Source organism: Bradyrhizobium sp. P2_E8, assembly GCF_056403875.1.
Genome location: NZ_JBFUES010000070.1, coordinates 1 through 14,581, shown reverse-complemented (window position 1 = coordinate 14,581; position 14,581 = coordinate 1). Strand labels below are relative to the sequence as shown.

Here is a 14,581-nt window from a genome sequence, read left to right as displayed (position 1 = left end):
ACTGTTGGCTATCCCGGCCGGGACCAGCGCGAGCTCAGCGATGGCGATTTCGTCTTTCTTGCCGCCCCGCCTGTCTGGAGCTTGCAGACCGGTGCTGATGTCGCGCCGGTGGACTTTACGAGGCCGAACACGCCGACCGACTTCCACGCTCACCAGGTCGGCACGAACGATGCTGGCCCCCTGCTCCGGTTGCTCGGCGGTCACTTCCGCTTCGACGACACCAACATCGCGCTCGGCCGCCGCGTGCTGCCCGACATCGTTGCCATCAACGCCGCGGATCCCGCTGCCGCGCGATTGCAAGGCGTGCTCGATGCCATTGCCTATGAAGCCCGGTCGCAGCGGCCGGGACGTGCACTCGCACTCGACCGGTTGCTCGAACTGCTGCTGGTCGAGGTGATCCGGAACGATGGGTCCTGGACCTCAGAGATGCGGCCCGGTCTGCTCGCCGGCCTCGCCGATCCCCGGCTCGCGCTGGCGCTGAACGCGGTTCATGCCGAGGTGAAGCGGAGCTGGACCGTTGCGCAACTGGCTGACATCGCCGGCATGTCGCGCTCGGTGTTTGCCGATCGCTTTGCCCGCATCGTTGGGCTTGCGCCCATCGACTATCTCACGGAATGGCGGATGGCGATCGCAAAGGACATGCTGCGCGCAGGCGAAGCGCGCTTGGCGGAAGTGGCGTTCGAATGCGGCTATCAGTCCACAAGCGCGTTCAGCACGGCATTCGCGCGATCGGTGGGTTGCCCACCGTCGCGCTTTGCCGACCTTCAACGATCCGGCGTTGCGGCTTCCCCGCTCACGCCCCGTTCAGGAATTGAAGCGGGTCAACCGGATTAGATCCTTTACGGATCTCGAAGTGGAGCTGCGGCGACGCCACCTCCCCGGATTGACCCGACTTGGCAATGACCTGACCGCGCTTGATGGTATCGCCGCGCTTCACCAACAGCTCACTCGCATGGGCATATGCGGTGACGTAGCCGTTGGAGTGCCGAACCAGGACCAGATTGCCGTAACCTTTCAGCTCGTTGCCGGAATAAGCGACGACGCCGTCTTCAGCCGCCTTGACCGGCGTACCCTCGGGCACCGCGAGATTGATGCCGTCATTGGACTTGCCGTTGGTCTTGGCGCCGTAGCTCGTGACCACCTTGCCGCGCACCGGCCAACGGAAGGTCGGCAGCGCGCCGGTGGCCTCCACCGCCTTCGCCGGCGTCTCGGCGGGCTTCTCTTCGACATTGGCCGTGGCCTGGGCCAGGCGCGCGCTCTGCACCGGCGCGGCGGCCGCCATCTTCATCGCGGGCGCCGGAGCGGCCGCGACGGGCTGCAACGTACCTGCAACCGGAGCAGCCGCGACCGGCGCAGCTGCAACTGGCGCTGCGACAGCGGCGGTCTTTGCACCCGGCACGGTCAGCCTGGTTCCGAGCTTGAGCTTGGCGGACGGATCGAGGCCGTTGGCGCGGGCCAGCTCAGCCGCCGAGATATGGTTCTTGCGGGCGATGCTGGCGAGCGTGTCGCCGTGGTTGACGAAGTGCGTGCTCGGCGGCGCGGCAACGGCGGCAACCGGCTTGGCTGCCGGCGCCATCGCGGGAGCCGCTGCGACGGGAGCCGGCGCAGGTGCAGCCGCGGTCGCGCCCGGATGCGGGATGATCAGCTGCTGGCCGGGCGAGAGCGTGCGCGGACCCTTGTAGCCGTTGGCGGCGAGGATCGCCTGCGGCGTGACGTGATAGCGCTTGGCGAGCACGTCGAGCGTGTCGCTGGTGCCGACGATGATCTTGGTCCCACCGGCCGGCTGGGCGGCCGCGACCGAGCGCGACGGCACGGTGGCCGTGGTCTCCAGACGCGGCTGCGCCGGGGGCGCGTAGGAGCCGACGCCACGCCCGCCACCGGACACCCCGCCACCCGCCGCAACGGGATAGGATTGCGGCGCGGACACCGCGGGCGGCGGCAAGGGCTGCGACTGATAATAACCGGGCTGCGTCTGCGGCCGAGAATATTGCGGCAGCTCACGCTGCGGTGGCGGCGCCTGCTGCACCGAACCGGTCGATTCAGTCGAGAAGGGATTGGAGAAGTTCGACTGGGACAGCCGCGACGACATGTCGGCGCTGCACCCTGCGAAGCTAACGGAGATCAGCGCCAGCACCGCGACCTGCGGTACGCGGCGCGAGTAAAGCAACTCGGCGACGACAGACATGGTTACTCACTCGTACGCAACAGAACTGGTCTTTTAAGTAAACACGCGCCGAGTAAATAACGGCTTAACCCTCCCAATAAGATGTTGGCAGCACAGCCAATCCGGAAATCTACAGCTCCCGCGCCACGCCGGGCAGCGCCGGCACGAAACGGACCTCCACGAGTTCCTTGCGGTCGATCCCGTTCGGGCTGCGGGTCAGACGGATCAGCGTCTGCACCCCCTGATGCGGCCCGACGGGCGCGATCAGGATGCCGCCGACCTCGAGCCGCTCGACCAGGTTCTCCGGAATCTGCTCCATCGCGGCGGTGACGATGATGCGGTCGAACGGGCCGATGTTGGCAGGCAGGTTGAGACCGTCGCCCAGCATCACCTCGACATTGTGATAGTCGAGCTTCTCAAGCCTGGCGCGTGCGGCGTCCGCAAGCTTGCGATAGCGCTCGACCGTCAGCACCTGGCCTGCGAGCCGCGACAGCACGGCGGCCTGATAGCCGGAGCCCGCGCCGATCTCGAGCACGCGGTGCCGCTTCTGGAGCTGGAGTTGCTCGGTCATGTAGGCGACGACAAAGGGCTGGCTGATGGTCTGCCCGCACGCGATCGGCAGCGCGCTGTCACGATAGGCCCCCTCGCGATCGGCCTCGTCGACGAACAGCTCGCGCGGCACCTCCTCCATGGTTCGCAGCACCGCCTGATCGCTGATGCCCCGACGCCTCAGCGTGAGCTGAAACATCATCTTTTCGTGCGGGTGCTGGTGGGACGTCATTGCTGCCAGTGTTGTCTCGTCAGGTCCGGATCGTCGCTTGCGGAGCTCAAGGCTGCGGCGGGAATCTTGTTCCTGCTCAGGAACTCATGATAGCCTTTCGCTGAGGTATTTGACCACAAATTGGCTTGCAGCGGATTGGCCGCGAAGGCCATTTTCAGGTGTCCGTTCGCCGAAACGCGCATTGCGTCGATTCACGTTATCTGCGAACGTTTTCTGGAATGGGCAAGGACTCACCGACAATGACCGCGACAGGGCTTTCCGGCCGCTCTGTATTCCTCGTCGAAGACGAGGTGATGATCAGGATGATGGTCGCGGACATGCTGGAAGAACTCGGCTACAAGATCGCAGCTGAAGCCGGCGATATCCCCGAAGCAATGCGGCTCGCCGAAGCAACCCAGTTCGACATCGCCATCCTCGACGTCAACGTCAACGGCAAGGTGATCTCCCCGGTCGCCGACCTGATCAAGGCCAAGGGCTGCCCGTTCATCTTCGCCACCGGCTACGGCTCCTCCGGCCTGCCCGAGCAGTATCGCGACCGGCCGGCGCTCCAGAAGCCGTTCCAGCTCGACGCGCTCGGCAAGACCATCGAGGCCGCCCTTCGCGGCGGCTAGCCGCTACTTCAGGGCCGCACCCAGCGCTTCGGAAAACGCTTCGTTGGTCCGGTCGAGCCTGAGCGGCGTGACCGAGACGTAGCGCTCGCGCAGCGCCGCCAGATCAGTGCCCTCGGCGGGCGTATCCATCATCGCGGCGCGCTCGAAGCCGATCCAGAAATAGGGATTGTTGCGGCCGTCCCTGCGCTCGTCGATCCTGAGGAAGCCGAGATTGCGCTTGCCCTGGCGGGTGACGCGAATGCCGAGCACGTCCTCCGGCGCGCAGGACGGGAAGTTGACGTTGATGACGGTGTCCTTCGGGATGCCGGCGGCCATCACCTTGCGCAGGATGTCGGGGCCGAACTTGAGCGCGGTGTCCCACGGCGGCCGCTCGCGGGTCTCGACGCTGAACTCCTGCGACAGCGCGAACGACGGCAACCCCAGGATGGTGCCCTCCAGCGCGCCGGCGATGGTGCCGGAATAGACCACGTCCTCGGCGACGTTGCGGCCCTTGTTGACGCCCGACAGCACGAGATCTGGCGGCTTGGTGCCGAGGATATGGCGCGCGCCCATGATGACGCAGTCGGTCGGGGTGCCGCGCACGGCGAAGTGCCGCGGCCCGACCTCGCGCAGGCGCAAGGGATCGTTCAGCGACAGCGAATGTGACACGCCGGACTGGTCGAGCTCGGGCGCCACCACCCAGACGTCGTCGGACAACGCCCGTGCGATCTCCTCCACGACCTTGAGGCCGGGAGCGTGAATGCCGTCGTCATTGGTGCAGAGAATGCGCATGCGAAAGGTCGATTCCTGAAGGGGTCTGAGCCGTCTTATCCGGCTGCGACCGATCAGGCAAACCGGTCGCCGCGCAGGTCTCGTCTGTGATTCCGCTCGTTGCCGCGGCGCAGCAACCGGCCGAAATCGGTTCCCGGGGCTTGCTTCCGGATGACGCCGACCTATTCGAGCCCGACGCCGTATTCGACTAGCAACGGATGCGCCATTGCGGCAGGAAGCGTGCGAGCCTGCCTTCGGCACGCAGCTTCATCGCCGGTACGACCGGACTGACGACAGGAGTCTCGACCACGCCGAGCGCCTCCAGCTGTGCATCGATCGGATCCGACGCTGGCGTCTGCGGAAAACGCTCGCGTGCCACCGTCAGCGCCTTGTCGAAATCCGCAGCATTTACGCCGGGCTTGGCTCGCCGGCTCTGCACGAGATCCTCGTCCCAGAGCCGCGCGATGTCGATGTCGAGCACGCCGCGCAGGCGCTGGTCGACGGCCTGGATGCCGGTACCTGTCACTGCCCATTGTCTGCCGATCCAGAAGATATCGCGGTGCAAGGCCATGAACGGTGAGTTCGCATTGACGGGTGGCCGTCAGGATAACCGGCCGCCTGATCTTCGCAACCAAACGTTTCTGCGTTTCAGCGAGCAATACGCCTCAGTCGCGCGAGATCACCTTCAGGCCGCCCATGTAAGGCTGGAGCACGCTGGGGACGGCGATCGAGCCGTCCTCCTGCTGATAGGTCTCCATCACGGCGATCAGCGCGCGGCCAAGCGCGGTGCCGGAGCCGTTCAGCGTGTGCACGAATCGTGGCTTGCCGTCCGGACCGCGCGAGCGGGCGTCCATGCGGCGGGCCTGGAAGTCACCGCACACGGAGCAGCTCGAGATCTCGCGGAACGCGCCGCCCTCGCCCTGCCCGGGCATCCAGACCTCGATGTCATAGGTTTTTTGCGACGAGAAGCCCATGTCTCCGGTGCACAGCGTCATTACGCGGTAATGCAGATCGAGCCGGCGCAGCACTTCCTCGGCGCATGCCAGCATCCGCTCGTGCTCGTCCTTGCTGGTCTCCGGCGTCGTGATCGACACCAGCTCGACCTTGGTGAACTGGTGCTGGCGGATCATGCCTCGGGTATCACGCCCTGCGGCGCCCGCCTCCGCGCGAAAACACGGCGTCAGCGCAGTCAACCGCATCGGCAGCTGCTTCTCATCGAGGATGGATTCTCGGACGAGGTTGGTGAGCGCCACCTCCGCTGTCGGAATGATGCCGAGACGCTCGGTCCGCAGCCGCTCCAGATCGGGTGCGGCGAGCAATTCGCCCTTGATCGCCCAGAACTGGTCGTCCTCGAATTTCGGCAATTGTCCCGTGCCGAACATGATCTCGTTGCGGACCAGCAGCGGCGGATTGATCTCGGTATAGCCGTGCTCGTCGATGTGCAGATTCAGCATGAACTGGCCGAGCGCGCGTTCGAGCCGCGCCAGCCCCTTCTTCAGCACGACGAAGCGCGCGCCGGAGAGCTTTGCCGCCGTCTCGAAATCCATGTCACCGAGCGCGCCGCCGAGATCATCATGGGGTTTGGGCGCAAACGCGTAGTTGCGCCGGTTGCCGAAGACATGGCGTTGCACATTGCCGTGCTCGTCGACTCCGTCGGGCACTTCGCCGAGCGGCAGATTGGGGATCGCCGACAGCGCCGTGGCAAGCTCCTCGTCTGCGGCTTTCGCAACGGCTTCGAGCTCAGGCATCGTGGTCTTGAGCTCGGCGACCTCGGCCATCAGCTTGGCCGCGCGCGCCTCGTCCTTGGCCTTCTTGGCGTCGCCGATTTCCTTGGAAGCCGCATTGCGCCGCGCCTGCGCCTGCTCGGAGGCCAGGATCGCCGCGCGCCGCTTCTCGTCGATCGCCAGCAGCGACGCCGACAACGGCTTCAGGCCACGCCGGGCGAGACCGGCGTCGAAGGCTTGCGGATTGTCGCGGATCGATTTGATGTCGTGCATGGCCGTGGTCCTGGATCAGCGCGTAAACCTACAACAGCGAACGTTGTAGGTTTGCAATAGCGCGTCTCCTAGCACGGCTGTCATCATCCGCGAAGGCGGATGATCCAGTATTCCAGGACGGCAGCGATTCCCCGATAGGCTGCAGCGTACTGGATTCCCCGCTCCAGTGCGCAATTGCGCACAAGGCGGGGAATGACGCCGAGTCCCTATTCGGCCGGGTTCGCCGGCGTCGATACGTCGGTGCCGGTCGCGGCTTGCGACGCCGCCGCCTTCTTCTCCACCATCGCCACCGCGATGATCGAGCCCTCGTAGAGCGCCAGCAAGGGGATCGCGAGCGAGCACTGACTGAGCACATCGGGCGGGGTCAGCACGGCCGCGATCACGAAGGCGATCACGATGAAATAGCGGCGCTTCTCGCGCAGCATCTTCGAGGTGACGATGCCGATGCGACCGAGCAGCGTCAGGATCACCGGAAGCTGGAAGGCGATGCCGAAGGCGAAGATCAGCGACATCATCAGCGACAGATATTCGCCGACCTTGGGCAGGAGCTGGATCTGGGCGGTCTCGTCGCTGCCGGCCTGCTGCATGCCGAGCGAGAATCGGACCAGCATCGGCAGCACGACGAAATAGACCAGCGCCGCGCCCAGCACGAAGAAGAACGGGGTCGCGACCAGATACGGCAGGAAGGCCTGCTTCTCGTGCTTGTAAAGCCCGGGCGCGACGAACTTGTAGATCTGCGTCGCGACGATCGGGAACGAGATGAAGCCGGCGCCGAACAGCGCGAGCTTGAGCTGCGTGATGAAATACTCCAGCAGCGCCGTGTAGATGAATTTCGAGTTCTCGGGACCTGCGACCCACACGAACGGCCAGACCAGCACGTTGTAGATCTGCTTGGCGAAGAAGAAGCAGAAGATGAAGGCCACGCCGAAGCCGAGCAGCGCCTTGATCAGCCGCGAGCGCAGCTCGATCAAATGGTCCATCAGCGGGGCTTTGCTGGCCTCGATATCGGCGTCGCTCATGACGCTTTGGCGTCCTTGATCGCTTCGGATGGCGCGGTGTCCTGCGCAACGACCGGCGCCTGCTCGACCTCACGGGTGATGGCGAGCGGCTCGTTCACCGCTGCATGCGCTTCGGCTTCCACGAAGGTTTCCGGTGTCGGGGGTTCCGGGGTTATTGGAGTCGTCGGCGCCTCACTTGAGATCGCCAGCGCTTCGCTTGAAGTCGTCGGCGCTTCACTTGAAGTCGCCAGCGCTTCACTTGAAGTCGCGGGCGYTTCGACGGCGGTCGTTGAGGACGCCTCGGCCGGCTTGTCGAGCGCGTCGACGCGGAGCGCGTCGCTGACGTCCTTCTGGAGCGAGCTCAGCGGATTGAAGCCTGTGGCGGCTTCCTTGACCTCGTCGAAGCTCTTCTTGAGGTCGGCCATCTCGGCCTCGCGCATCGCTTCCTGGAACTGGCCCTGGAATTCGGCGGCCATCTTGCGGGCCTTGCCCATCCACTGTCCGACCATGCGCAGCACGCCCGGCAGCTCTTTCGGGCCGATGGCGATCAGGGCTACGACCCCGATCAGGACCAGTTCACTCCACCCGATGTCGAACATGAGGTCTTCCGTTCACGCCAGCCGCAACCGGCCCAATCCCTCGCGCGCAGGATCGGGGGCCGCTACCCGCGTCTCGCGTGCTCTCTGGTTCAGACGGCCTTGCTGCCGACGTCGGAGCGTGCCGCGGTCGGGGCGGCATTGTGCTCGATGGACTTGGCCGGCTCAGGCTTGTCAGCAGGCTTGTCGTCGTCCTGCATGCCCTTCTTGAACGCCTTGATGCCCTGCGCCACGTCGCCCATCAGATCCGAAATCTTGCCGCGGCCGAACAGCAGCAGGACCACTGCGATCACCAAGATCCAGTGCCAAATGCTGAGTGAACCCATCCTGCAACCCTCCAAACGCGCATGGCCGGGGACCCGGCCGATCTTCACCGGAACGTAGGCTTCGCAGGCCTCAAAAACAAGGACCAAGGCAGCGCCAATTCGCTGTTGGCGCTACGTAATCTTGCTAGTGGTAACCGGTCGCAGGGGCCGGTAGCAGGACGGGACGTCAGTCCTCGCTGCCGCCCTCGCCGCCACCCTCATTGCCGCCTTCCGGCGCCTCCGGCTCGACCGCAGGTGCCAGCGCGAGATCGAGGTCCTCGCCCGGTTCCAGCGGATCCTCGTCCTCGCGCAATTGCGGGTCATCGGACGGCGTCGGCACGCTGAATCCGGTCGGCAGGCGCGAATCCAGCAGGCCCGTGCCTTTCAGCTCTTCCAGGCCCGGCAGATCACCCAGCTGTTCCAGGGTGAATTGCGACAGGAAGTCCTCGGTGGTTCCGAAGGTCAGGGGACGGCCGGGCGTCTTGCGCCGGCCACGCGGCTTGATCCAGCCGGTCTCCAGCAGCACGTCGAGCGTGCCCTTCGAGGTGACGACGCCGCGGATCTCCTCGATCTCGGCGCGCGTCACCGGCTGGTGATAGGCGATGATCGCCAGCACCTCGATCGCCGCGCGCGACAGGCGGCGGGTCTCGGTGCTCTCCCGCGTCATCAGCCAGGCGAGATCGCCGGCGGTGCGGAAGGTCCATTTGTTGGCGACGCGCACGAGGTTCACGCCGCGCAAGGCATAATCGGCCTGCAACTGCTCGAGCGCGGCCTTGACGTCCACGCCATCAGGCATCCGCTTGGCCAGCGTCGCGGTATCCAGCGGCTCACTCGACGCAAACAGCAGCGCTTCCAGCAGCCGCAATTCTTCAGGACGTGCCTGGGATTCGTTCTCCATCGGCTCGGCCTCGTCTACCCGCACTTCAGCCAGGCTTGCCATGGCAGATTCTCCTTCTTGCACTTAAGCGACCGGCGCATCGGGCGCAGGAGCTCCGTCAGGGACCGGTTTGGGGCGCCCCTTCCGGAAATAGATGGGCGCGAACGCCTCTTTCTGGTTCAGCTCGAGCTGACCTTCCCGCACCAATTCCAGCGCGGCGGCGAAGCTCGAGGCGAACACCGTCGCCCGCTGCGTCGGATCGGCGACGTGCCGGATCAGGAAGTCGTCGAGCACGCCCCAGTCATCTTGCTCGGTGATGCTGCCGACCAGCCGCTCCAGCGTGGCGCGCGCCTCGGCGAGCGACCACACCGTACGCTTGGCCAGATGCACGCTCGCCAGCACACGCGACTGGCGCTGTGCGGCATAGGCGGTGAGCAGGTCGTACAGCGTCGCGGTGTATTTCGGATGCCTGATCTCGGCGATCTGTTCGGGCTCGCCGCGCGGGAAGATATCGCGCTGCAATTGCGGCCGGTTCATCAACCGGTTGGCGGCTTCGCGAATGGCTTCCAGCCGGCGCAGACGGTTGGCAAGCGCGGTCGCCATCTCTTCGGCGCTCGGGCCTTCCGCGCTCGGCGGCTCCGGCAGCAGCAGGCGCGACTTCAGGAAAGCGAGCCACGCCGCCATCACGAGATAATCGGCAGCAAGCTCCAGCCGGATCTTTCGCGCGGCTTCGATGAAGTGGAGATACTGGTCGGCCAGCGCCAGGATCGAGATCTTGGCGAGATCGACCTTCTGCTGCCGCGCCAACGCGAGCAGGAGGTCGAGCGGGCCTTCATAGCCCTCGACGTCCACCACCAACGCCGGCTCACCCTCGGCGAGCTCTGCAGGCCGCCCGGTTTCAAACGATAGGATTTCTGCGGTCATGCCGATGCCGTGTTTGCCCGTGCGATCAATGCGTCCAGCTCAGTGCGTGCGGCCGCCCGGTCGAATGGCTGCGGCGCCTTGCGCGCTGCGAGCGCGGCTGTCGCCCGCTCCAGCGCCTTGCCGGACAGTTCAGGCGTCTGGCCGGCGACCTCGCGCATCTCCTCGATGTTGCCGTTGCAATGCAGAGCAATGTCGCAGCCGGCCGCGAAGAGGGCGCGCGTCCGATCGGCGATGCTTCCCGCCAGCGCGTTCATCGACACGTCATCACTCATTAACAAACCCTGGAACCCGATTGCGCCGCGAATCACCTGAGCAATCATTGTCGCAGATGTCGTCGCCGGATGGGCGGGGTCGACCGCGCTAAACACAACATGTGCAGTCATGGCCATCGGCAGGTTCGCCAGCGGCTTGAACGCCGCGAAATCGGTCCGCTCCAGTTCATCTCCGGGCGTGTCGACGGTCGGCAGCTTGAAATGGGTATCGGCGGTGGCGCGGCCATGGCCGGGAATGTGCTTGAGGACCGGCAGCACGCCGCCCTGCTCCAGGCCCTCGGTCACCGCGCGCGCGATCGCTGCGACCTTGCCGGGTTCGGTGCCATAGGCCCGGTTCCCGATGACGGCATCGGCGCCCGGCACCGGCACGTCAGCCAGCGGCAAGCAATCCACGTTAATGCCGAGGTCGGCGAGATCGGCCGCGATCAGCCGCGCACTGAGGCGCGCCGCGGTGAGCCCGAGCGCCGAATCACGGTCGTACAGATTCGCGAATACGGAGCCCGGCGGATAGACCGGCCAGTGCGGCGGGCCCAGTCGCTGCACCCGTCCGCCCTCCTGATCGATCAGGACGGGAGCGTCGGGCGCGTTCGCAACCACTCGCAATTCTGCAACCAATGCAGCAACTTGAGCCGGCGTCGCGATGTTGCGCTTGAAGAGGATGAAGCCCCATGGGCGCTCAGCACGGATAAACTCCCGCTCGGCGGCGGTCAGTTCCGTTCCGGATACGCCGGTAATGAAGGCCCGCGTGCTCATAAGGGCCGATTAACCCTGCCCCGCGAGGGGGTCAAGGAATCGGCCGTTAATTCCTCTGGACGAAGCAGGCCGACAGGCCAGCGGACTTGAGGCTGTTGCAAGCCTGCGTCGCTTCCTCGGCCGAGCCATAGGGCCCGGCGAAGGCGCGATAGACGATTCCCTTGCCCTTGTCGGTGAGATCGACCCGCTTGATCACCGGCGAGCGCGATCCGAGCACGCTGCCATATTTGCTCTGAAGCACCCGGTACGACGCGGCGGCGCTGTCCTCGGTCTGCTGCGAGGAGACCTGCACAACGTAGCCGCCACCACCACTGCTGGCGGGCGCGATCTGCGTCGGGTTGGTCGCCGCCATCCGCTGCGGCGGCGGCTCTGCCGCTGGCGCCGATTGCGGCGTCAGCGAGAGCGGCTGGTTGGCGCTGGCATTGGCCGAGGTCGGCGGCGTGCGCGGCGCGGCCGGTGCAGCCGGAGCGGCGACCGGCTTCGGCGGAGTTGCAGTTGCCGGCCTGGCGGCAGCGGCCGATTGCGGCGCGGCGCTATCGGTCTGATCGCCCCTTACGGCCACAGTCCGGATCGCGCGCGGCGAATTGTTCGGCAGCGTGCCGTTGCTCGGAATCGGACCCGCGCTCGACGGCGGGATCGTGGACGGCGAGACGCTCGCCACCGGCGGCGGATTCGCATTCGGGTTCAGCGGCGGGAACACCACGCGGGGCCCCCCCGCCTTGGCGTTGACGTCGACAGGCGCTTCCTCGCGCGGCACGATCTTCTCGGTGCCATCGCCGACGACCATGCGATCCGGCACCTTGGCCGCGGAATCCGTTGGCGCGGGCACGATCTTGGTCGGCGTGTTGTCGGCCTTGATGATCGGCGGCTCGCCGCTGCGGGGCGAACCGACATAGGTCTTGTAGGCGAAGGCCGCGCCGGTCCCGACCACGGCAAGCGCCAAGATCGCCGCGACCGTCATCATGCCGCCGCGCTGCTTCTTCGGCTCGTCGAGATCGGCCTCGGGATAGTCGCTCTGGAATGCGTAGGGATCGTCCGGATAGGCCGGATCGCGCTGATAGTCCTGCTCGCCCGCCTCCAGCTTGCCGTAAAGCGCATCGTCGTAGCGCGACGGATCGGGCTGGGTGTATGGCTCCTGATAGGCCTGATCCTGCTGATAAGCCTGAGCCTGATAAGGCTGATCCTGATAGGCGTGATCCTGATAGGCCTGCGGCTGATGGAAATCAGGCTCGGGCGCGGTCGGCTGAGCTGAATAGCGATGCAACGGATGAACCGCGTTTACCGAGACGGGATAGTCGGGCTCCGGCGCGGGTGCCGGCTGCGGCTGCACGTTGGCGCGCCGCATCCATGAGGGCGGCCCGGGCGGAGCCGACGGGGCCTGCTCGGCGTAGTCCTGCTGGTACTCGTCCTGGCGATAATCGTCTTCCTGATAGCCCTGCTGATGGCTTTGGGCGGGCGCCGGCGCTGCCGGCGGGCGCGCAGCGGGCCGCCCCTGCGCTGCAAACGGATCGGTCTGCCCGATCAGACGGGCGAGCTCGGCCAAGGGATCATTTTCCGCCTTCCCATGCTGATCGCCGCCGCGACCATAGTCATCGGAAGGAAACGGTCTGTCCTGATATCGTTCGGCCATCGTGATGATGCGTCCCTTCGGGAAAGCCGCGCGCCCCTCGAYCAAGGCACGGCTTTCGACCCACAAGGCTGTCAACCAAGTCTCAGCGGTCCGGCTTCTGCCGGTTACCCCCACAATCCCCTTAAGTAGTTCGCCCCAAACTACCGCATCTCGTCCGGGGCATGGACGCCGAGGATGGCGAGGCCCGATGCCAGGACCGAGACGACGCCCTGGACCATGGCCAGTCGCGCCTTTGTTAGATCTGCATCATTATTGATAATGAAGCGTAAATAGGGCAAATCGCGCCCCTTCGTCCAAAGTGCGTGAAATTCGCTCGCTAAGTCATAGAGATAAAAGGCAATCCGGTGCGGCTCATGGGCCGCGGCGGCGGCTTCCAGCATGCGCGGATAAATTGCGAGGCGCTTGAGAAGGTCGAGCTCCACGGGGTCCGACAGCCGTTCCACCGCCGACTCGCCGAGCCAGGCGATGCGCTTGGCGGTATCATCCGGCAGGTCCGGGAACACCTCGGCCCGCGCGTTGCGGAAGATCGAGTGGCCGCGGGCGTGGCCGTACTGGACGTAGAAGACCGGGTTGTCGCGCGACTGTTCCATGACCTTGGCGAGGTCGAAGTCGAGCACCGCGTCGTTCTTGCGGTAGAGCATCATGAAGCGGACGGCGTCCTGGCCGACTTCATCCACCACCTCACGCAAGGTGACGAAGTCCCCGCTCCGCTTCGACATTTTCACCGGCTCGCCGTTGCGCAGCAACTTCACGAGCTGGACGATCTTGACGTCGAGCGCGCCCTTGCCGGAGGTCGTCGCCTTCACCGCCGCCTGCATGCGCTTGATGTAGCCGCCATGGTCGGCGCCCCAGACGTCGATCATCTCGGCGAAGCCGCGGTCGAACTTGTTCTTGTGGTAGGCGATGTCGGAGGCGAAATAGGTGTAGGAATTGTCCGACTTGATCAGCGGGCGATCGACGTCGTCGCCATAGGCGGTCGCCTTGAACAGCAGTTGCTCGCGGTCTTCCCAGTCCTCGACCGGCGCCCCCTTCGGCGGCGGCAGGCGGCCTTCGTAGATGTCGCCCTTGGCGCGCAGGAAGTCGATGGTCTCGGCGACCTTGTTGTTGCCGTTCTCGATCAGCGAGCGTTCCGAGAAGAACACGTCGTGGCGGATATTGAGGGCGGCGAGATCGTCCTTGATCTCGTCCATCATCATCGCGATCGCCTTGGCACGCACGGTCGGAAGCCATTCAGCTTCCGTCATCGTGCGCAACTTGTCGCCATGCTCCTTCGCCAGCGCCTGTCCGACCGGCTTTAGATAGTCGCCCGGATAGAGGCCTTCCGGAATGGCGCCGATATCCTCGCCCAGCGCCTCGCGGTACCTCAGGAAGGCGGAACGCGCGAGCACGTCGACCTGGGCGCCGGCATCGTTGATGTAGTATTCGCGGGTGACGTCGTGGCCGCCGAACTGGAGCAGGCTCGCCAGCGCGTCGCCGAACACGGCGCCGCGGCAATGGCCGACATGCATCGGCCCGGTCGGATTAGCCGAGACATATTCGACATTGACCTTGGAGCCACCGCGGACGCGACCGTAATCGGCGCCCTCGCGCAGCACCGTGCGCAGCGCCTCGGCCCAGGCGGCGGGCTTCAGCGTCAGGTTGATGAAGCCGGGGCCGGCGACGTCGACCTTGGCGATCAGCGCGTCGGCCCGCAGCCGCGCGGCGATCTGCTCGGCGAGATCGCGGGGCTTTGCCTTTGCCTCTTTCGCAAGCACCATGGCGGCGTTGGTCGCCATGTCGCCATGGGAGGCATCGCGCGGCGGCTCGACCACCACGCGCGAGAAATCGATGCCCTCGGGCCAGCTGGCATCCGCCGCGAGCGCGCGGCAGGCGGCGTGCACGCGTGCGAGCACGTCAGCGAACAGGTGCAGGGATGAGGATGTG

General features: G+C 65.7%; 15 protein-coding genes. 2 read left to right on the top strand and 13 right to left on the bottom strand.

Annotation, left to right across the window (positions count from 1 at the left end; genetic code table 11):
• Positions 1-834, top strand: an 834-nt coding sequence (locus tag AC1D00_RS06320; RefSeq protein WP_477010069.1) for a helix-turn-helix transcriptional regulator, incomplete at its 5' end; no start/stop codon positions are given.
• On the opposite strand, the gene AC1D00_RS06315 is transcribed toward AC1D00_RS06320, so the two are convergent.
• Complete coding sequence (locus AC1D00_RS06315) at positions 794-2,185, bottom strand: peptidoglycan DD-metalloendopeptidase family protein (RefSeq protein ID WP_477010068.1); 1,392 nt, start codon at positions 2,183-2,185, stop codon at positions 794-796. The genes AC1D00_RS06320 and AC1D00_RS06315 overlap by 41 nt on opposite strands.
• A gap of 109 nt (positions 2,186-2,294) precedes the next feature.
• Positions 2,295-2,945: a protein-L-isoaspartate(D-aspartate) O-methyltransferase gene (locus tag AC1D00_RS06310; RefSeq protein ID WP_027546600.1), complete on the bottom strand. Its 651-nt coding sequence runs from the start codon at positions 2,943-2,945 to the stop codon at positions 2,295-2,297.
• A 239-nt stretch (positions 2,946-3,184) separates the two neighbouring features.
• On the opposite strand from AC1D00_RS06310, the gene AC1D00_RS06305 reads away from it, so the two are divergent.
• Positions 3,185-3,556 (top strand): response regulator, encoded by a 372-nt coding sequence (locus tag AC1D00_RS06305; protein WP_027546599.1) that lies wholly within the window; start codon positions 3,185-3,187, stop codon positions 3,554-3,556.
• 3 nt (positions 3,557-3,559) lie between these two features.
• Here AC1D00_RS06305 and surE read toward each other — a convergent pair whose 3' ends face one another.
• From surE to argS, 11 genes are all read right to left on the bottom strand, one after another.
• A complete protein-coding gene (gene surE / locus AC1D00_RS06300; RefSeq protein ID WP_027546598.1) occupies positions 3,560-4,327 on the bottom strand; it encodes a 5'/3'-nucleotidase SurE in 768 nt (255 codons plus the stop codon).
• Between the two features lie 187 nt (positions 4,328-4,514).
• Positions 4,515-4,877 (bottom strand): hypothetical protein, encoded by a 363-nt coding sequence (locus AC1D00_RS06295; RefSeq protein WP_477010067.1) that lies wholly within the window; start codon positions 4,875-4,877, stop codon positions 4,515-4,517.
• Positions 4,878-4,971: 94 nt separating this feature from the next.
• Entirely contained in the window at positions 4,972-6,303 is a 1,332-nt protein-coding gene (serS, locus tag AC1D00_RS06290) for a serine--tRNA ligase (protein ID WP_027546596.1), read from the bottom strand.
• Positions 6,304-6,509: 206 nt separating this feature from the next.
• Positions 6,510-7,322, bottom strand: coding sequence for a twin-arginine translocase subunit TatC (tatC, locus tag AC1D00_RS06285; RefSeq protein ID WP_271568248.1), 813 nt, complete (start codon positions 7,320-7,322; stop codon positions 6,510-6,512).
• Positions 7,319-7,900 (bottom strand): Sec-independent protein translocase protein TatB, encoded by a 582-nt coding sequence (tatB, locus tag AC1D00_RS06280; RefSeq protein WP_477010066.1) that lies wholly within the window; start codon positions 7,898-7,900, stop codon positions 7,319-7,321. The genes tatC and tatB overlap by 4 nt, the downstream gene beginning before the upstream one ends.
• An 89-nt stretch (positions 7,901-7,989) precedes the next feature.
• Positions 7,990-8,223, bottom strand: coding sequence for a twin-arginine translocase TatA/TatE family subunit (locus AC1D00_RS06275; RefSeq protein WP_011087519.1), 234 nt, complete (start codon positions 8,221-8,223; stop codon positions 7,990-7,992).
• 166 nt (positions 8,224-8,389) lie between these two features.
• Positions 8,390-9,142 carry an SMC-Scp complex subunit ScpB gene (gene scpB / locus AC1D00_RS06270; protein WP_027546593.1) on the bottom strand — a complete coding sequence of 251 codons (753 nt, stop codon included), beginning with the start codon at positions 9,140-9,142 and terminating at the stop codon, positions 8,390-8,392.
• A 21-nt stretch (positions 9,143-9,163) separates the two neighbouring features.
• The gene (locus AC1D00_RS06265) at positions 9,164-10,003 is read right to left on the bottom strand and encodes a segregation and condensation protein A (protein WP_404556587.1); all 840 of its coding nucleotides are present in this window, start codon (positions 10,001-10,003) and stop codon (positions 9,164-9,166) included.
• On the bottom strand, positions 10,000-11,028 hold the full coding sequence (gene nagZ, locus AC1D00_RS06260; RefSeq protein ID WP_477010065.1) for a beta-N-acetylhexosaminidase: 1,029 nt from the start codon (positions 11,026-11,028) through the stop codon (positions 10,000-10,002). The genes AC1D00_RS06265 and nagZ overlap by 4 nt, the downstream gene beginning before the upstream one ends.
• Before the next feature lie 46 nt (positions 11,029-11,074).
• Positions 11,075-12,658, bottom strand: coding sequence for an SPOR domain-containing protein (locus AC1D00_RS06255; RefSeq protein ID WP_477010064.1), 1,584 nt, complete (start codon positions 12,656-12,658; stop codon positions 11,075-11,077).
• Between the two features lie 140 nt (positions 12,659-12,798).
• The coding region (argS, locus tag AC1D00_RS06250) for an arginine--tRNA ligase (RefSeq protein WP_477010063.1) at positions 12,799-14,581 on the bottom strand (1,783 nt) is incomplete at its 5' end.